The 21,683-nt window shown below is 43.0% G+C and carries 3 protein-coding genes; all 3 read left to right on the forward strand.

Features of this window, described 5'->3' with window-relative positions; genetic code table 11:
- The first annotated feature begins 28 nt into the window (after positions 1 to 28).
- From EHS13_RS15260 to EHS13_RS15270, 3 genes are read left to right on the forward strand one after another with little or no spacing between them, the layout of a single operon-like run.
- The gene (locus EHS13_RS15260; RefSeq protein ID WP_155701163.1) at positions 29 to 18,373 is read left to right on the forward strand and encodes a non-ribosomal peptide synthase/polyketide synthase; all 18,345 of its coding nucleotides are present in this window, start codon (positions 29 to 31) and stop codon (positions 18,371 to 18,373) included.
- Positions 18,374 to 18,390: 17 nt separating this feature from the next.
- Entirely contained in the window at positions 18,391 to 21,441 is a 3,051-nt protein-coding gene (locus EHS13_RS15265; RefSeq protein ID WP_162463128.1) for a carbamoyltransferase C-terminal domain-containing protein, read from the forward strand.
- Entirely contained in the window at positions 21,438 to 21,683 is a 246-nt protein-coding gene (locus EHS13_RS15270; protein WP_162463129.1) for an acyl carrier protein, read from the forward strand. The genes EHS13_RS15265 and EHS13_RS15270 overlap by 4 nt, the downstream gene beginning before the upstream one ends.

Genomic DNA, 21,683 nt, shown 5'->3' on the forward strand with positions numbered 1-21,683 from the left:
GAATGATTAAAAAAAGGGGGATTATTGAATGATTGATAAATATACGCAAAATCTAATGATGTCTAGTGGAAGGTTTGAGAAAGAAAAAGAGTATTGGTTAAATAAATTAAACGGGACCTATACTTTTGCCAGTCTACCTGCCGATTTTAGCTACCCTTCAAACGTAAATTATAATTTAGAGAGCATAAATTGTATTCTTCCATCCAAAGTATCAGAAAAAATGTTATCTATAAGCAATCATTCAAATCAGGGTTTATTTATAATTTTGCTGGCTTGTGTAGCTGGCATAGTAGATAGATATACCGGAAATCAGGATGTTGTATTTGGAATGCCTGTGTTTAAACAGCAAGCTGATGAAAATTTATTGCTTAAAGATCATATTCTACCGTTAAGAGTCCAACTTGACACCTGCAAATCGTTTATAGACTTATTAACTCACATAAATCTGATAATAATAGAAGCCAACGATAATCAAAATATTTTACTATCAAAAATTGCAGAAATATTGAATATTCATTTGAATACAAAAATATGGGTTACACTTGATAATATCCATGAAACAGAATGTATCGAGAATACGTGGGCAGATCTAGTTTTTATGTTTTCTAGAACAGATCAGGAAATAACACTTAATTTAAAATATAATAGTGGATTGTATAAAAAAGAAACTATAAACCGGATTATTTTACATTTTAATAATTATCTCAATGCTGTTATGACACAACCCAATACTGATTTGTTGCAAATTGATATAGTATCTATAGAGGAAAAAAAGAGGATATATGATTTTTTTAATACTTCCCAAACGAGTTTTCCAAGAAATATGACCATTCATCAGGCTTTCGAAAATCAAGTAAACAAAACTCCGGATAGTATTGCGATTGTATATAAAGAGCAGCAGTTGACCTACCAAGAGCTCAATGAGCGTGCGAACCAACTCGCCTACCTGTTAAGAGCAAAAGGCATCGAAACGGACAGTATCGTGGGCCTAGTGGTTGAACGTTCGCTCGAGATGATTGTCGGGATCCTGGGGATTTTGAAAGCAGGCGGGGCGTATTTGCCGATTGACCCGGACTATCCACAAGAACGGATTGCGTTTATGCTGGCGGACAGCGGAGCGAAGGTTGTAGTCGCCCCTCAGCCCTTGATGAAGCGGATTGCTTATGCCGGAGAGTGGATCGATGTAGCTGATCCAACCGTATGGAAGGGAAGAAGCGATAACCTTCCTTCACTTACCTGTCCCGATGATCTGGCGTATATTATCTACACCTCGGGAACAACAGGTAAACCCAAGGGAGTGATGATTGAGCATCGCAACGTCATTCGTCTGTTATTCAATGACCAAATGCCATTTGACTTCAAGGCGAATGATGTATGGACACTCTTCCATTCCTTCTGTTTCGATTTTTCAGTTTGGGAAATGTACGGGGCTTTGTTGTACGGGGGGACTTTAATTATAGTGGCTAAGGAAGTTGCCCAGGATCCGAAGCAATTTGTGCAGCTGCTCAAAAAGGAACAGGTTACAATCTTGAATCAAACGCCAACGGCCTTCTACAGTTTAATGCAGGAGGCGTTAGCCACGGCTAACAAGGAGCTCAACGTCCGCAACCTCATATTCGGCGGCGAAGCACTGAGTGTGGCGAAACTAAGGGGCTGGAGAGAGAGATACCCGGAAACCAAGCTGATTAATATGTACGGCATCACGGAAACGACCGTACATGTCACGTATAAGGAAATAACCGACCGTGAAATGGAAGCTAACTTGAAGGATATCGGGAAAGCCATTCCCACATTAACGACGTACATTCTGAATCATACGGGCAACCTCATGCCCATTGGGGTGGCAGGGGAACTGTTTGTAGGCGGAGAAGGCGTAGCCCGAGGCTATCTGAACCGTCCGGAGCTGACGGCGGAGAAATTTGTAGCGAATCCATTCGAACCGGGGAAGCGGATGTACCGGACAGGCGATTTGGCGAAGTGGCTGCCGGATGGCAACCTCGAATATGTGGGACGCATCGATCATCAGGTTAAGATACGCGGACATCGCATCGAGCTGGGAGAAATTGAATACCGGCTGGAGCTTCACGCGCTTATTCGAGAGAGTGTGGTCCTGGCGAAGGAAGACGAAGACGGTCAGCTGTATCTGTGCGCCTACCTAGTGGGAGATCAGGCGCTGACTGTAGCTGCCCTGAGGAACTATCTGTCACAGGAGCTGCCGGATTATATGATTCCAACGCACTTTGTACAGCTGGAGAAAATGCCAGTAACCGCTAACGGCAAACTCGATAAGCAATCGCTACCTGAACCGAGTGGGTATAGGGTCACAGGGACTTTATTCGAAGAGCCGCAGAACGAATTTGAACGACAATTGGCTGAAATTTGGCAAGACGTGTTGGGCGTTGACCCAATAGGTGTGCTCGATCCTTTTTTTGATTTAGGCGGCGATTCTATAAAAAGCATCCGGCTTGTGAGCGCTATCAATAAAAGGTTTGAATGGAATATCCAAATCAGAGAGTTATATCAGTATCCGACGATTAGGTTCTTGGCAGCGTTCATGCAGCAGCGTACGGAGCAGGCAGTTGATCATGAACAGCAGCATGCCGTAGAAATAGAATTAATCAGGTTAAAGCAAGATATACTGGAGAACCCGTCATACAAGTCAAAATTGCCGTTGGATATGGAGGATCTGTATCCGATGAGCGATATTGCACAAGGAATGATTTTTCATAGCTTACGGTTTCCAGAAGAAGCGATGTACCATGATCAATTTGTTTATCAGGTCAAGGATCTGAGCTTTTCAGCCGAAACGCTTAACCAAGCATTGTCCTTTATGGTAGCCAAACACCCCATATTAAGGACAAGCTTTCATGTGGAAGAATATGGCCAGCCCATTCAAATCGTTCACTATGCGGGAAAAGCCGTGATCGATGAACTAAATCTTTCCCATTTAAAACCGGATGAACAAGAAAGCGAAATTACCGTGTTTTTGTCGGAGGATCGGAAACAGCCTTTTAGGCTGCATGCTGCCCCTCTATGGAGAATGAAGCTAATTCCACTAAACGCGGACCATGTGTGCATATGCTGGATTTTTCATCATGCCATATTGGATGGCTGGAGCGTGGCCTCCTTCATGACAGAACTGGTCAATGTATATTTCAGAATGAAAGCCGGGGAAAGCGTGGAGGTCGTCCCCTTAAAGAGCAGCTACAGAGAATTTATTGCCGAACAAATGGCGATAAAAAATAAACCGGAGATGATTCAATATTGGAAAGAGGAACTGAAGGACTATAAACGCTTAGAACTGCCCGTGTACGCAAAGGAAAATAATAAAGGAAGTATGGTTACCTTTCCCCTGGAGCTTGATTTTATTAAGGCATTGAGGAAAGTGGCACAGCAGTGCGATACATCACTAAAAACCCTCTGTTTTACAGCGTATTTGTACACGATACATATGATTTCATATGGAAATGATTTGGTTGTAGGATCGGTAGAGAACAGTAGACCGGTCTGCGAAGACGGGGAGAAAATATTAGGCTGCCATCTAAATACGGTTCCATTTCGAATGGTAATCGGAGCGGAAATGTCGTGGCATGATTTAATAAAAAAAGTACAAGCCAAACAGGTGGAGCTCAAGTTATTTGGCCGTCTCTCTTTATTTGAAATTGTAAAGGGCATTGGAGAGAGTGCCCATGACGGGAATCCCATATTGGATACTTTGTTTAACTATGTGGATTTCCATATATACAATCAGGTTGAAAGAAAAGAGATTGCCGAGAATTTGTTGGTTGTAGACGGTTACGAGAAAACGAATACGCTGCTGGATTTCACCGTATCTACCACGCTAAACCAAGGCAGTATTGTCTTAAAAACGGTCATGGAAGAAAAAATGGCCAATCAATTAATGCAGTACTATACCCGTATTTTACAGATATTTGTTAGTGGAACGATTACCCAGCCCATTAATAAAACAAGTATTCTTTCAAGTGAGGAAAGCAAACAATTGCTCGTGGATTTCAATACAACGGAAGCCACCTATCCTCAGGAGAAAACGATTCACCAGGTGTTTGAGGAACAGGTAGAGCGTTCACCCCATCATGTAGCGGTGGTATTCAGAGAGCAGCAGCTGACGTACCAAGAGCTCAATGAACGTGCAAACCAGCTCGCCCGAGTGATAAGAGCAAAAGGGGTTCAAGCAGACAGCATCGTGGGCATTATGGTGGATCGTTCCATTGAAATGATTGTAGGCATCCTGGGCATTCTTAAAGCTGGCGGGGCGTATTTGCCGATTGATCCGGAATATCCACAAGAGCGGATTGCCTTTATGCTGGAAGACAGTGGCAGCGACATCTTATTAACCCAACATAAATTTAATTTGAAAATTTCCTTTAAGCAAGAAACACTCTTCATTGATAATGAGAATCTATATAGGGGCGAAAGCGCAAATCTGGAAGCAGTAACCAAATCTAATCATTTGGCTTATGTTCTTTATACTTCAGGAACGACGGGGAAACCGAAAGGCGTTATGATTGAGCATCACTCTGTTGCTAATCGTTTACATTGGATGCAAGAACAATATCCATTGCAAGCAAACGATGTGATTATGCAAAAAACGCCAATTACATTTGATGTATCCGTATGGGAGCTATTTTGGTGGTCATGGACCGGGGCTAGCGTATATTTCTTAGGATCAGACGAAGAAAAAGATCCCCAGTTAATCATTCGTGCAATAGAAAAACATAATATCACTGTCCTTCATTTTGTTCCTTCCATGTTGAACGCTTTTTTGAATCATATTGAACAAACCAAACAAACAGCAAATATTATCTCTTTAAGACAAGTATTCGCAAGCGGGGAAGCATTAAGTCCATTAGCGGTAAGAACCTTTAATCGGCTGATTCAGCAATGGAATGGCACCAAACTATTCAATTTGTATGGCCCAACGGAAGCGACAGTGGATGTTTCACATTATGATTGTTCGACAAGCATAAGCTTGGAAATTGTCCCTATTGGAAAACCAATCTACAATACACGCTTATATATCGTTGATCTTAATTTCAAATTACTGCCGGTTGGAGTTGGTGGGGAACTTTGCATTGCGGGTAAGGGTCTAGCCAGAGGCTATCTGAACAGACCGGAGTTAACTGCAGAAAAATTTATCGATAACCCATTTGAACATGAACAGCGGATGTATCGAACAGGTGATTTGGCAAGATGGTTGCCTGACGGTAATATCGAGTACTTGGGTCGTATAGACCATCAAGTAAAGATCCGTGGTTTCCGGGTTGAATTAGGTGAAGTCGAGGCTGCTTTGAATGCTTATGAATCTATACAGGAAACGGCGGTTATCGCTCGCGAAGAGGAGGACAATTCCAAATATGTATGTGCTTACTTTACTGCCAGCGAGCAATTGAATATAAATGAACTAAAAAGTTACTTATCAGGTGTTTTACCGAAATACATGATTCCATTATTCTTTGTGCAAATGGAGCAAATGCCGCTAACCCCTAATGGAAAGTTGAATCGCAAGAAATTACCGGCTCCCGAAGGATATATCAATATAAACACAGTTTACGAGTCACCTAGAAACACACTGGAAGCCGCCTTGGTAAACATTTGGCAGGGGGTATTGGGTGTCCAACGAATGGGGATTGCAGATGACTTTTTTGAACAGGGCGGACATTCCTTAAAAGCCACAACCCTCATCTCGCGCATCCATAAGGAAATGAACGTAGAGGTACCGTTAAAGGAAGTGTTCCTACGGCCGACCGTGAAAGCGATGGGAGCCTATATCCTGGGGTTGAAAACCAGCGCATATGCCGCAATTGAACCGATACCCGCGCAAGCGTTTTATCCGGTTTCCTCGGCGCAGAAGCGGCTGTTTATCCTGGATCAAATTGAAGGGACACAGACGAGCTACAATATGCCAGGGGTCCTGGCGATGGAGGGCCACTTGGATCGGGCGCGATTGATAGCGGCGTTTGAAGCGTTGATTCAAAGGCACGAATCGCTGCGTACCTCGTTTGAATGGAAGGAAGGGGAACCGATTCAGCGTGTCCATCCGCATGTGGAATTTCGCATGGACGTCAGGGAAGCAGAAGAAGGACAAATAGAAGCGATTGTGAAAGAGTTCATCCGCTCCTTTGATCTCAGCCAAGCGCCATTATTGCGGGTAGGGCTGCTGCAATTGGATGCCGAGCGTCATATCCTGCTCTACGACATGCATCATATTATTTCCGATGGGATGTCCATGAGTGTCATCATCCGAGAATTCGCAGCGCTTTATGCAGGGGAAGAGCTGCCGGCATTGCGCATACAGTACAAGGATTATGCGGCCTGGCAGCATGCTTTATTCTTGGGTGAAGGGATGAAGCAGCAGGAAGCGTATTGGCTCACAACATTTGCGGGAGAGCTTCCCATACTGAACCTGCCCACGGATTATCCAAGACCGCCTATCCAAAGCTTTGAGGGGAACCGCGTCGACTTTACGATCGGAAAAGAAGAGAAGGAGCGCTTGTACCGCCTTATGGCAGAAACGGGAACAACGCTGTATATGGTATTGCTGGCCGTCTATTCGGTGCTTCTATCGAAGTATTCCGGTCAAGAAGACATCATAGTGGGATCGCCTATCGCAGGTCGATCGCATGCGGACTTGGAGCCGATGATAGGCATGTTCGTCAATACGCTACCGATGCGAAACCAGGCGGAGGGGCATAAAACATTTGAGGCGTTTCTGCAAGAGGTGAAGGAGAATGCTTTGCAGGCGTATGCAAACCAAGACTACCCATTTGAAGAAATGGTGGAGAAGCTGGCGCTGCGCCGGGATATGAGCCGAAATCCCTTGTTTGATACCCTGTTTGTGTTGCAGAATACAGATCGGTCAGACATCCAAATGGAAAATATCACATTAAATCCATATGAATTTGAAAACAAGGTCACGAAATTTGATCTGACGCTGAGTGTGGCGGAAGAAGCGGAAGAAATCCACTGCCAGCTGGAATACAGCAGCCGTTTGTTCAAAATGGATACGATAGAGCGGTTGACCGGGCATTTTAGGCATATGCTTGAGGAAGTGTCCGAAAATCGAACCCAGCCGCTATCGCAATTAGCGCTGCTTACTCTACAAGAGAGCGAGAAAATATTAAAAGAGTTCAACGATACGGGTGCAAATTATCCGCAGGAAAAGTTGATTCATGAATTATTTGAAGAACAGACAAGCAAGACTCCTGATAATATTGCAGTAGTGTTTTTAGATAAAAAAATTAGCTACAGCGAGCTCAATGAGCGAGCGAACCAATTGGCGAGAGTGCTGGTAGCTAAAGGGGTTAAAGCCGAAAGTATTGTGGGAATTATGGTGGAACGTTCGTTGGAAATGATAGTCGGTATGCTGGGAATTCTCAAGGCAGGTGGTGCTTACTTACCAATTGACCCCGAGCATCCGCAAGACCGGATTGATTTTATACTCAAAGATAGTGGAGCTTACCTATTAGCAACTCAACAAAAATTTAGCGGGAAAGCATCCATAGCAGGTGAAATTCTTTTTATTGATGATGAAAATCTATTTAAGGGTGAATGTGCAAATCTGGGTATAGCAGCTAAATCTAATGAGCTGGCTTATGTTCTCTATACTTCAGGTACGACCGGAAGACCGAAAGGCGTCATGATCGAGCACCATAACGTAGTCAGGTTGCTTTTGAATGATCGTTCATTGTTTGATTTTAACGAATCTGATGTTTGGACCTTATTTCATTCCTATTGTTTTGACTTTTCCGTCTGGGAAATGTACGGCGCCTTATTGTTTGGCGGCAGGTTGATAGTGATTTCGAGGCAGGTTGCACAAGATACACAGCAACTTTTACAAGTTCTGAAAAAAGAAAAAGTAACGGTACTTAATCAAACCCCATCTTCTTTTAATAATTTAATTTATTTGGAGCTCAAAAAAAACGAAGCCGAGCTCTTGCTAAGGTATGTAATTTTCGGTGGTGAAGCACTGAGGCCTGCAATGCTTAAACAATGGAAAGAAAAATATACCCGCACAAAGCTCATCAATATGTATGGTATTACAGAAACAACCGTTCATGTTACCTATAAAGAAATTACCGATACTGAAATAGAGTCCAATGCAAGCAACATTGGAAAACCAATACCGACCTTGCATTGTTATATTCTTGATCAGCAGCTAATGCTTGTTCCTATAGGTGTTGTAGGGGAATTGTTTATTGCCGGGGAGGGCGTGGCAAGAGGATATCTCAATAATGAGCGGCTAACGAGTGAAAGATTCCTGCAGAATCCTTACGAGCCTTCTGAAAGGTTATACCGATCCGGTGACTTAGCCAAATGGACTGGGAATGGGGATATTGAATATTTCGGACGTATAGATCATCAGGTTAAGGTGCGAGGGCATCGTATTGAGCTTGGAGAAATTGAGAACAGACTTTTACAAGTCGAACAGATCCGTGAATGTATAGTAATAGATTGTAAGGATGATAGCGGGAGCACGGATTTAATAGCTTATTTCTCAGCAAATCAAAAGATACCTATCGGGAGACTAAAGCAGCAACTGCTTCTGGAGCTCCCAGAATACATGATTCCAGCTTTCTTTGTTCAGCTTGAAAATATGCCGTTAACGGGAAATGGCAAGATCGATAGAAAAACCTTACCGCAGCCTGGAAGAACGAGTGAATCAGATAATGGATACTCAGCTCCAAACACAGAATCGCAGCAAATCATGACTGCTGTATGGATGGAGGTTCTACGCCGTGAACGGGTGGGAATCCATGACAATTTCTTTGCAATGGGAGGGGATTCCATTAAAGTTATTCGTCTGATTAGCCAATTAAACGCAAGATTTAATACGACAATAGCAGTCATGGAATTTTTCAAGTATCCAACTATTGATGAATTGTCACACTGGTTGGAACATCATCATCCACAAGCCGGAGATGATCGTAGAGACGGGATGGCCCTGATTGAAGCTATGAAACTGCGGATATTGGATGAGTCTATAGACAGCCCCCTGCCGGAGGACGTGGAAGATTATTATCCGCTTAGCGGCATTCAACAGAGCATGGTGTTCTATTCAATGTTAAAACCGGACGAACCGATCTATCATGATCAATTCTATTATTTGTTGGAATTTTCAAGGTTTGATTGGTCTGTCCTACAGCAAGCTATTTCTATTTTATCAAGAAAGAATTCTATATTGCGCACAACAATGCATTTGCAGTCCTTTAGTGAACCGCTGCAGATGATACATCGCCTTCTTCTTCCTGTTTTGGAATTGGAGGATATATCGGCTTCTTCTCAAGAGGAACAAGAATGGTTCATTCGGCAGTATATGTACAAGGATATAAATGATAAATTCAAATTTAACGGTGATTTGCTATGGCGACTTGGTATATTCCAGCTGACTGATCGCGAGGTTTGTTTCGTGTTATCTTTTCATCATGCGATTTTGGATGGATGGAGTGTCGCTACCTTTAATAAAGAATTGGTTGAAATATATGGTTGTTTGCTACGAGAGGAAACCTTTGAAATCGTACCTCATAAAGCGAGCTATAAAGACTATGTAGCCATTCAGCAATTCCATAAGTCTTCTGCAGAAACCAAGCACTTTTGGACTAAATATTTGGCAGGATATACACGGAACAAGCTTCCATTTAACGCAGCCGGAAAGCAGGTTCGAAAAGATAAAGCAGTCTTTATATATCAGAGTCAATTGGAGCCAAGCTTATTGCAATCACTGGATGAATTAACGCGCCAATATGGCTGTACACTTAAGGAGATTTGTTTTTCCGCTTATCTTTTTATGATGCATATACTCACTACAGAGAATGATTTGGTAACTGGACTTGTAACACACGATCGCCCTGCTATGGAAGATGGAGAGAAAATTTTGGGGTGTTTTTTGAATACATTGCCCTTTCGAATTGCCATCGATCGACAATTATCAGGCTTGGAATTTCTTGAACAGGTCCAAAAACAGCTTCAGGATGTATTTATCCATAATATGCAGCTGGTCGACATATCCAATCAGATTGGCGAAAGCAAGCACCATGGAATAAATCCATTGTTTGACGCCATATTCAACTTTACGGACTTCCATGTTTTGGAGGGTATAGATATACAAACGACAATCCGCAGCTCTAATCGTAAGATTCAGCTTGAATCAAGCGAAATGACCAACACGTTGTTTGATTTGGAAGTATCCCGTGCACAGAATCATTTGTCTATTCAAATCAAATATGCAAAAAATTATTTTTATGATGAAGAAATAGCAACAGCCTATGGCTTATATCTACGTGTCCTCCAGCATTTGGCCGAAAGTCCAGCGAAATTGCTGCAGGAAATGCCATTATTGCTAGAGGCTGAGAGCGATCGTATTTTGTATGGTTTTAATAAAACGCAAGTGAAATATGCTTCAACGCAAACGCTGCATCAGCTTTTTGAAGCCCAGACTGAAAGAACGCCGAATCAAACTGCATTGACAATGGATGGGGAGTCACTGTCCTACGGAGCACTGAATAAAAAAGCAAACCAGGTTGCGAGAATGCTGTGTGCAAGCGGTGTGAAAAAGGGTAACTCTATCGGTTTAATTGCTGAGCGTGGATTCGAAATGATTATCGGGATGTTCGCGATCCTAAAGGTGGGAGCAGCCTATGTACCCATTGATCCGGAATATCCGCTAGAGCGCCAAACTTATATTTTGAAGAATGCTGAAATTACTGCTCTGCTGACGGATCGGGAATATGGATTGCAGTTCGAGACTAATCTTAAGTTAAATGAAGACCAATATGCTGGTTATGCTGAAGGTAATCTTAATATCCCTGTAAGTGCTCAAGAGCTGGCTTATATTATTTATACATCGGGTTCGACGGGGGTGCCCAAAGGTGTCATGATTAAACATCACTCAGCAGTTAATCTTGTAACATGGGTTAATAAACGATTCGAAGTTGGTGGACAAGACACTCTGTTGTTTATTACTTCGATGTGCTTCGATTTGTCCGTGTACGATATCTTTGGAACATTATCCTGTGGAGGTAAAATCGTTGTTGCACGAAAGGAACAAGTACAAAATCATCTGGAATTGATGCAACTATTATATAAAGAAAAAGTGACCTTCTGGAATTCCGTTCCTTCAACAATGAACCATCTGGTAAATACGATCGGAAAGGAGGATTCAAGCTTTAAATCGCTAGATCTCCGTCTTGTTTTCTTAAGCGGGGATTGGATTCCGGTTACCTTGCCAGAGAAAATAACGCATTTATTTCCGAATGCCCAAGTAATCAGCTTAGGTGGTGCTACAGAAGCAACTGTCTGGTCGAACTATTATCTGGTCGAGAAAATGGATGAAATGTCCAGCAGCATTCCGTATGGAAATCCATTGGATAACAGCTATTTTTATATTCTGGATGAGCATTTAAACGCAGTGCCTTTCGGTGTGGCTGGAGAATTGTATATTGGTGGAGTCGGTGTTGCACGGGGATATATGAACGACACTATGAAGACTAAGGAGGCTTTCTTACAGAATCCGTTTTTCAATGATTCTGCTGAAATGATCTATAAAACAGGGGATTTGGGACGCATGCTGCCTTCTGGTGTCATGGAGTTTTTGGGTCGAAAAGATCATCAAGTAAAAATTCGCGGATTTCGGGTGGAGCTTGGAGAAATTGAAAGCCACTTGTTCAAGCATGAACAAGTACAAGAAGCAGTTGTCGTACAAAGGCAAGATATTGAGGGTACTCCTTATTTATGCGCGTATGTTGTTTTTGATCCATCGGTGACATCTCAGGAGCTGCGGGAGTATTTAATGGATAAGCTGCCCGGATATATGGTGCCTTCCGTATTTGTGCCGATAGATGACTTACCGCTTACCTCCAATGGAAAGATAGATCGTAAAGCACTGCCGGAGCCTGAGAATAATATTCGGCTGGATAACGTCTACGAGGAGCCGTCTAATCCGATCGAAGAAAAATTACTGGAGATTTGGCAATTTGTGTTGAGCATAGTACAAATTGGCGTAAACGATCATTTCTTTGAATTAGGCGGACATTCGCTCTTAGTGACGAGTATGGCTTTGAAAATAAATCAGGTTTTTCAAGTGGATGTGCCGCTGCAGGTGATTTTTAATTCACCCACAATCCGTGAACTTAGCTTATTCATTCAGCAAGCCGAGAGATCCGGTTATTCGCAAATCGAACTGACTGAAGAACGCACATACTATCCGGTTTCCTCTGCCCAACAACGGATGTTTATTCTGCATCAATTTGAAAAAGAGGGGCTGCAATACAATACACCAGCTGTGCTTACAATTGAAGGCTATTTAAATACGGAGCGTTTGGCGACAGCTTTTCAAGGATTAGTTGAACGACATGAGATTCTACGTACTTCGGTTACTGTGAAGGATAATGTGCCTATTCAGCAGATTGAAGCGAATGCAACTGTCTATTTAAAGCAGTCTAGTGCGGAAGATCATGAGCTGAAAAGCATTATTACAGCCTTTGTGCGTCCTTTTGATCTATTAAAGGCACCTCTGTTTCGAGCTGAAGTGGTCCGAATAACGGCGAATCGACATGTTCTGCTTATAGATATGCATCATATCATAACCGACGGCTCCTCAACGGCTGCTTTGATCCGTGAATTCGTCGCATTGTATGAAGGACAAACTCTGCCTGAACTGCGGATCCAGTATAAGGATTATGCGGTATGGCAGCAGAATTTTCTACAACAGGAGAAGATGCAGCAGCAAGAAAACCATTGGCTAAGCAAATTTTCTGATGAAATTCCGGTTTTGAATTTACCGCTCGACTATGCAAGGCCAGTGTTGCAAAGCTATGCAGGAGAACGGCTCCCCTTCCTGTTGGACAAACCGCTGCTCGAAGGCTTAAACCGTCTGGCTGCTCAAACAGGGAGCACGCTATATATGGTGCTATTAGCTGCATACAATGTGCTGCTGTACAAGTATACCGGACAGGAAGACATAGTGGTTGGATCCCCCATTGCCGGAAGAAATCATGCCGATATTGAATCCATGGTTGGCTTGTTTGTAAACACATTGGCGATGCGCAATTTCCCATCGCAGGACAAAACGTTTATGCAGCTATTGCAGGAAGTGAAAAGTCATTCCCTTCAGGCGTTTGCCAATCAGGACTATCCCTTTGAACAGCTGGTAGAGAAGCTGAATCTGCCGAAGGACAGGAGCCGGAATCCGCTATTTGATACAATGTTTAATCTGCAGAATGTAGATCGATCCGCTTTGGAAATCCAAGGATTAACCTTTACTCCTTACGAATTTGCCCCAGGTGTGGCTAAATTCGATTTAACATTGGAAGCGACGGAGTGGTCGGAGGGCATTCACTGTAATTTGGAGTACTGTGTGCGGTTATTCAAGAAAGAAACCATGGAACGGTTAGCTCTTCATTTTTGCCAGATTGTTCGAGCGGTGGCAGAAAACCCACAACTGCAGTTAGGCGCCATTGAAATATTGTCGCAGGCGGAGAAAGATCAGCTTCTGCAAGAATTCAACGCAACTAAAACGTCATTTCCAGAGGAGAAGACCATTCACCAATTGTTTGAGGAGCAGGCGGAAAGGACACCGGACCATATAGCGGTTGTATTCGGAGAACAGCAATTAACCTACGGAGAGCTCAATGAGAGATCGAATCAGTTGGCGAGGCTATTGGTTAGCAAAGGGGTCATAGCGGATAGCATCGTGGGCATTATGGTGGAGCGTTCGTTGGAGATGCTAGTGGGCATACTGGGAATTCTCAAGGCAGGCGGCGCCTATCTGCCACTCGATCCGGACCATCCGCAAGCACGCATCCGCTATATGTTGGAGGACTCCGGAGCAAAGCTGCTTCTGTTGAATCGCCATTTGCTGCAGCGCGTATCCTTTGCCGGTAATGTGGTTGTGGTAGAAGATGAACAATCCTACCATGCAGACGTTTCAAAAGTAGAGTCGACAAGCGGACCCAACCATTTGGCCTATGTAATTTATACATCAGGATCAACGGGCGAACCAAAAGGAGTCATGATTGAGCATCGTTCGATCGTAAATCTTATCCAAGGGATGGCCGAGAGAATCGATTTTACAACAGGAAAAACGATGTTGTCCCTCACGACGATAGCGTTTGATATCTTTGTCCTTGAAACATTATTGTCTTTCAGCAAGGGCATACGAGTGGTCCTTGCGGGAGCCGAGCAGCAGGCTGATCCCCAAGCGATAAGCCAATTAATCCTAAGTCAACAGGTAGATATGATTCAGATGACACCATCGCGAGTGCAGTTATTGCTTGATTCTGTTTATGCCTCCTGTTTAAAGCCTTTAAGCGAGATCTTGATTGGAGGAGAAGCATTTCCTGCCACTCTGCTGGAAAGCTTGCAAAGGAGCACGAAAGCTCGTTTATACAATGTATATGGACCTACGGAAACAACGGTATGGTCGTCCGTAGAGGAGGAAACAAACGCTCTCGAAGTACGCATTGGCAAACCTATTGCAAATACGCAATTGTACATTATGAACAAACACACGCAATTGCAGCCGATTGGCATTGCCGGGGAGCTGTATATTGCCGGGGCAGGACTGGCAAGAGGGTATTTAAACCGTATGGAGCTGACCGCGGAGAAGTTTGTGGAAAACCCATTTATAGCAGGGGAGCGAATGTACAGAACAGGGGACTTGGCTCGCAGGCTACCCGATGGAAATATCGAATATCTGGGACGAATAGATCAGCAGGTGAAAATCCGCGGTTACCGAATTGAGCTTGGGGAAGTGGAAGCGAAGCTCTTGAAGGTGGAGTTCGTACAAGCAGCGGCAGTTATAGCCCGTGAAGACGAGAACCGTAATTTGTATTTGTGCGCTTACTTTATGGCAGATACACCACTTGCAGTAGGTGAACTGAGAGGAGCGCTGACTCAAGTGCTGCCTGTTTATATGATCCCGACATTTTTCATGCAGATAGAGGAAATGCCGCTCAATGCAAATGGGAAGATAGACCGCAAAGCTTTGCCGGAGCCTCAGGGAAGCATGCAAACCGGAACGGAATATATGGCTCCCCGCAATTCAATGGAAGAGTTATTGGTACAAATATGGAAGGAAGTATTGAAAGCCGATCAGGTAGGCATTAATGACGATTTCTTCGAATTAGGCGGACATTCGCTCTTAGTGACAAGTATGGCTTTGAAAATAAATCAGCTATTTCTTATAGACATGCCTATGCAGGTGATTTTTAATTCGCCCACAATTCGTGAACTTAGCCAATTTATTCAGAAAGCCGAACAAGCCAGTTATTCGGAGATAGAATGTGTCGAAGAACGTCGCCACTATCCAGTTTCCTCTGCCCAACAACGGATGTTTATTCTGCATCAATTTGAAAAAGAGGGGCTGCAATACAATACACCAGTTGTGCTTACAATTGAAGGCTATTTAAATACGGAGCGTTTGGCGACAGCTTTTCAAGGATTAGTTGAACGACATGAGATTCTACGTACTTCAATTATCCTTGTTGAAGGGGTACCCGCCCAGGAGATCCACGCTGAAGCTCTCATCACTTTAAATCAGTGGAAGGCATCCGAATATGAATTGAAAAGCATCATTAAAGATTTTGTCCGTCCTTTTGATCTATTAAAGGCACCTCTGTTTCGAGCTGAAGTGGTCCGAATAACGGCTAATTATCATGTTCTGCTTATAGATATGCATCATATCATAACCGACGGCTCCTCAACGGCTGCTTTGATCCGTGAATTCGTCGCGTTGTATGAAGGACAAACTCTGCCTGAACTGCGGATCCAGTATAAGGATTATGCGGTATGGCAGCAGAATTTTCTACAACAGGAGAAGATGCAGCAGCAAGAAAACCATTGGCTAAGCAAATTTACTGATGAAATTCCGGTTTTGAATTTACCGCTCGACTATGCAAGGCCAGTGTTGCAAAGCTATGCAGGAGAACGGCTCCCCTTCCTGTTGGACAAACCGCTGCTAGAAGGCTTAAAACGTCTGGCCGCTCAAACAGGGAGCACGCTATATATGGTTCTATTAGCCGCATACAATGTGCTGCTGTACAAGTATACCGGACAGGAAGACATAGTGGTTGGATCCCCCATTGCCGGAAGAAATCATGCCGATATTGAATCCATGGTTGGCTTGTTTGTAAACACATTGGCGATGCGCAATTTCCCATCGCAGGACAAAACGTTTATGCAGCTATTGCAGGAAGTGAAAAGTCATTCCCTTCAGGCGTTTGCCAATCAGGACTATCCCTTTGAACAGCTGGTAGAGAAGCTGAATCTGCCGAAGGACAGGAGCCGGAATCCGCTATTTGATACGATGTTTAATCTGCAGAATGTAGACCGATCCGCTTTGGAAATCCAAGGATTAACCTTTACTCCTTACGAATTTGCCCCAGGTGTGGCTAAATTCGATTTAACATTGGAAGCGACGGAGTGGTCGGAAGGCATTCACTGTAATTTGGAGTACTGTGTGCGGTTATTCAAGAAAGAAACCATGGAACGGTTAGCTCTTCATTTTTGCCAGATTGTTCGAGCGGTAGTAGAAAACCCACAACTGCAGTTAGGCGCCATTGAAATATTGTCGCAGGCGGAGAAAGATCAGCTTCTGCAAGAATTCAACGCAACTAAAACGTCATTTCCAGAGGAGAAGACCATTCACCAATTGTTTGAGGAACAGGTGGCAAGGACTCCGGAAAATATAGCGGTTGTATTCGGAGAACAGCAATTAACCTACGGAGAGCTCAATGATAGATCGAATCAGTTGGCGAGGTTATTGGTTAGCAAAGGGGTCATAGCGGATAGCATCGTGGGCATTATGGTGGAGCGTTCGTTGGAGATGCTAGTAGGCATACTGGGAATTCTCAAGGCAGGCGGCGCCTATCTGCCACTCGATCCGGACCATCCGCAAGCACGCATCCGCTATATGTTGGAGGACTCAGGAGCAAAGCTGCTTCTGTTGAATCGCCATTTGCTGCAGCGCGTATCCTTTGCCGGTAATGTGGTTGTGGTGGAAGATGAACAATCCTACCATGCAGACGTCTCAAAAGTAGAGCCGACAAGCGGACCCAACCATTTGGCCTATGTAATTTATACATCAGGATCAACGGGTGAACCAAAAGGAGTCATGATTGAGCATCGTTCGATCGTAAATCTTATCCAAGGGATGTCCGAGAGAATCGACTTTACAACAGGAAAAACGATGTTGTCCCTCACGACGATAGCGTTTGATATCTTTGTCCTTGAAACATTATTGTCTTTCAGCAAGGGCATACGTGTGGTCCTTGCGGGAGCCGAGCAGCAGGCTGATCCCCAAGCGATAAGCCAATTAATCCTAAGTCAACAGGTAGATATGATTCAGATGACACCATCGCGAGTGCAGTTATTGCTTGATTCTGGTTATGCCTCCTGTTTAAAGCCTTTAAGCGAGATCTTGATTGGAGGAGAAGCATTTCCTGCCACTCTGCTGGAAAGCTTGCAAAGGAGCACGAAAGCTCGTTTATACAATGTATATGGACCTACGGAAACAACGGTGTGGTCATCCGTAGAGGAGGAAACAAACACTCACGAAGTACGCATTGGCAAACCTATTGCAAATACGCAATTGTACATTATGAACAAACACACGCAATTGCAGCCGATTGGCATTGCCGGGGAGCTGTATATTGCCGGGGCAGGACTGGCAAGAGGGTATTTAAACCGTATGGAGCTGACCGCGGAGAAGTTTGTGGAAAACCCATTTATAGCAGGGGAGCGAATGTACAGAACAGGGGACTTGGCTCGCAGGCTACCCGATGGAAATATCGAATATCTGGGACGAATGGATCAGCAGGTGAAAATCCGCGGTTACCGAATTGAGCTTGGGGAAGTGGAAGCGAAACTCTTGAAGGTGGAGTTCGTACAAGCAGCGGCAGTTATAGCGCGTGAAGACGAAAACCGTAATCTGTATTTGTGCGCTTACTTTATGGCAGATACACCACTTGCAGTAGGTGAACTGAGAGGAGCGCTGACTCAAGTGCTGCCTGTTTACATGATCCCGACATTTTTCATGCAAGTAGAGGAAATGCCGCTCAATGCAAATGGGAAGATAGACCGCAAAGCTTTGCCGGAGCCTCAGGGAAGCATGCAAACCGGAACGGAATATATGGCTCCCCGCAATTCAATGGAAGAGCTATTGGTACAAATATGGAAGGAAGTATTGAAAGCCGATCAGGTAGGCATTAATGACGATTTCTTCGAATTAGGCGGACATTCTTTACTTGCAATTAAATTGGAGGTAGCCATGGAGGAATATGGTATTTCTATAGATGGAACAAGTATCTATGAGCATAGTACGATTAAGGCAATGGCATCGTTTATCGAAAGATTATGATCTGGGGGGACAAAATTATGAAAATTTTGGGGATTGGTGGAGGATTGGATCGAATTCATGAGTACAATTATGAATTCCCCATTGGAATGGCTCATGATAGCGCAGCCGTACTGCTTGTTGATGGAAAAATTGTGGCGGGAATTGAAGAGGAGCGGCTAAATAGAATTAAGCATACGAATAAATCCCCTGTGAAATCGATGAGATTCTGCCTGGAACAGGGACAAATAAACATCCGTGAAATTAATAAATTTGCTGTATATGGCAGTGAAAAATTTATGAACTTTACATTGCAGCAAAACTATCTGGAACATTCCGGCGGGAAATTAGCCTATGAAGATGTGCGTACTCTTGTCCGTGCCATGATTCGAAACGAATTCGAATATGATGTAGATCCCAGTCAAATTGTATTTGTCCCTCATCATGTTGCTCATGCAGCAAGCTCTTTTTTCATGTCGGGCTTTGAAGAAAGCTTGATTATGACCATTGATGGCCAAGGCGATGGTGTGTCCAGTATGCTTTTCCATGGAAATAACAATTCGATGGAGCCTTTAGCTACAGTCTATCAATCTGATTCGCTTGGTTTCTTTTATTTAAACGTGATTAAATTTATCGGTTACAGCATGTTTGATGAATACAAGGTAATGGGTCTTGCACCCTATGGACAACCTCGGAAATACAAGAGCTTATTTAAGAGGTTTTATAGCTTATTGCCTGAAGGCAGTTATAAGATTCATACAGAGCAAATTCATTTACTTTTTGCTATGGGAAGTCCACGAAAGAAGGGGGAGCCTTTTACTCAAGTCCACAAAGACATTGCAGCTTCGCTGCAAGCATCCTTAGAGGAAATTGTCTTTCATTGCTTAAGCCATTACAAGGAAAAAACAGGTCTCTCCCGGTTATGCTTGGCTGGTGGAGTTGCCCATAACTGTACATTGAATGGGAAAATAGCTTATTCAGCTATGTTTGAAGAAGTATTCATCCAGCCTGCAGCCCATGATGCGGGTTCTGTCCTTGGTGCAGCTTTGCAAGTCTATCATACAGAATGCCCGGAAGCACAGAAGAACAAATTGGAACATGTTTATTGGGGTAAGGATATTGGAACAGATGATAGTGTGGTGAAGGTTTTACAGCAATGGAGCTCATTTATCGAGTTTGAAAAGAAAGATGATATTGAGGATGTCGCTTCACAATTGATTTCAGAAGGCATGGTATTAGGCTGGGTACAGGGACGCTCTGAGTTCGGTCCAAGGGCACTGGGAAATCGCAGTATTATTGCTGATCCCAGACCTGCGGAGAATAAAGAAATTATCAACGCAATGGTGAAGAAAAGAGAAGGATATCGTCCGTTTGCACCTTCCGTTCTGGAAGAAGAGGCAGGAGAATACTTCGAATTGCCTCCGGGAAATATAGAATTGCTATATATGATACATGTCTTAAAGGTTAAAGAAATCCATCGTCAGCAGCTCGGTGCTATTACACATATGGATGGTACAGCAAGGGTACAGACGGTTTCCCAAAGAACAAATCCAAGGTACTGGAAGCTAATTCGTTCATTTCAGGAAAAAACCGGAATTCCGCTTGTCTTAAATACTTCATTTAATAATCATGCAGAGCCCATTATAGATTCAGTGCAGGATGCAATCGTATGTTATTTGACGACAGGTCTACATTATCTGGTGATAGGAAATTATCTCATTCGAAGAAAACAAACGGATCTAATGGAAGCGTTGAATAATGGTGAAATTATCCCATCTATACCTCCTCATGTTCGAATCTATAAAACGGATCAATCGGCAGGTTTGGGTCCCTTTATTCCTACCTTTCAAATTGGACACAACTATTCCAAGGAATTCAATAGAAAGATCTCATCTGGTTTATATCCCTATCTATTGGAGATGGATGGAGCGACCAGCCTAAATAATATCATTCAGAGGATAGGAACCCTTTCTTCAGAGAATCGAGAATCGATTATGGTCGAGCTTATAAATCTATGGTCTGAGCGAATGATAACTATTACCCCGGCTGTGAAGGTCATTGTGAAGAGAATAATCATTGAGAACATTGCTCCCTTTAACGATATCTACTACAAAAGCTGCTTGTACAATTCTTTATTTCCAGCTGTTTTTCATTTTAACAAAAGCATTGCCCCGTTTTTGATCAACGATGTTATTGTCTATGATATAACAGAAAGCGTCGAGGGACCCCAATGTTTAATTGAGTATTTGCCTAACAAATCGTTGGAGGAAATGCTTGAGGATGTCGGTATATCTTATAAAGGGGATCGTTATGCAGATAACTTGTTGAAAAAAGTAATATCTGCCATAAATCAGGGAAGGCCAGTCCTCTTCTGGGTGGATTGCTTTGATATTTCCATCCGGGCTGATACTTTTCATAAGAAGCATTTGCCCCATACAATCCTAGTTTATGGGTACGATGAAGAAACCCAAATATTGCATATCATTGAACACAAACAAAGTGAAAATCTATCTTACGCTAGACGTACTATTCCAATGGCAGATATTCAGAAAGCCTATGATGGATTTCATGAGCACTTTCATAGACATAATCCCATAATGGAAACTTATTATGAGTTTTATCTAAAAGCAGGAGCTTCAGCAGGTCAGGAACTTACAACACAAAGTGAATCGAGTCTTTATCTGGAATTGTTATTAAGGAAGCTTCCCAACATACAGAGTGGATTGGAGAAGCTCAAGCTGTTTCTGGAGTGGTTTTCACAGCAAATTATCGAGAAGCGAACCCCATCTATACCCTACACAACTCAACTGCTTGAAAAGCTAAACTCATTGATATCAGCAAAACAGGTTGAGCTATATAAGTTTTCACTTCTATTTCATAATCACGAAAACCTTAAATCTTTACTTAAGCAAATTTTAGGGGATTGGGTTGCTATACGCGCAGTTATTGCCAAGTATTATTATTCCAACAAATATAACCCCGAGTTGTTTCAAGGTTTACAGGGTAGCTTAAAGCGGATTTATATAAGTGAAATAGAATATTATCAAAAGCTGCACAATTTATCGGAATGGAATGGAGGAAATTCAAAATGAATTCAGTGGAACAACAATTTATAGATTTGATAAATGCAGAATTAAATGTTGTAATCGATCAAACTCACTTCAAAATGAACTTGGATGACCTTGGTGTTAATTCATTGGTCTTTGTTCAATTGGTTGTTGCTATAGAGTCGCATTTTGACATCGAATTTGAGAACATTCAATTACTCAATACTAATTTTTCCGATGCTAATTCCATAATTCGTTATATAGAAAAAAGGTTAGAGGAGGTTTAA

Origin of the sequence: Paenibacillus psychroresistens (assembly GCF_009728935.1) — a bacterium.
GTDB lineage: Bacteria > Bacillota > Bacilli > Paenibacillales > NBRC-103111 > Paenibacillus_AC > Paenibacillus_AC psychroresistens.

Excerpts from the sequence above, each read along its gene's own strand:
- EHS13_RS15260 (WP_155701163.1), top strand. The coding sequence starts at position 29 with ATGATTGATAAATATACGCAAAATCTAATGATGTCTAGTGGAAGGTTT.
- EHS13_RS15270 (WP_162463129.1), top strand. The coding sequence starts at position 21,438 with ATGAATTCAGTGGAACAACAATTTATAGATTTGATAAATGCAGAATTA.
- EHS13_RS15265 (WP_162463128.1), top strand. The coding sequence starts at position 18,391 with ATGAAAATTTTGGGGATTGGTGGAGGATTGGATCGAATTCATGAGTAC.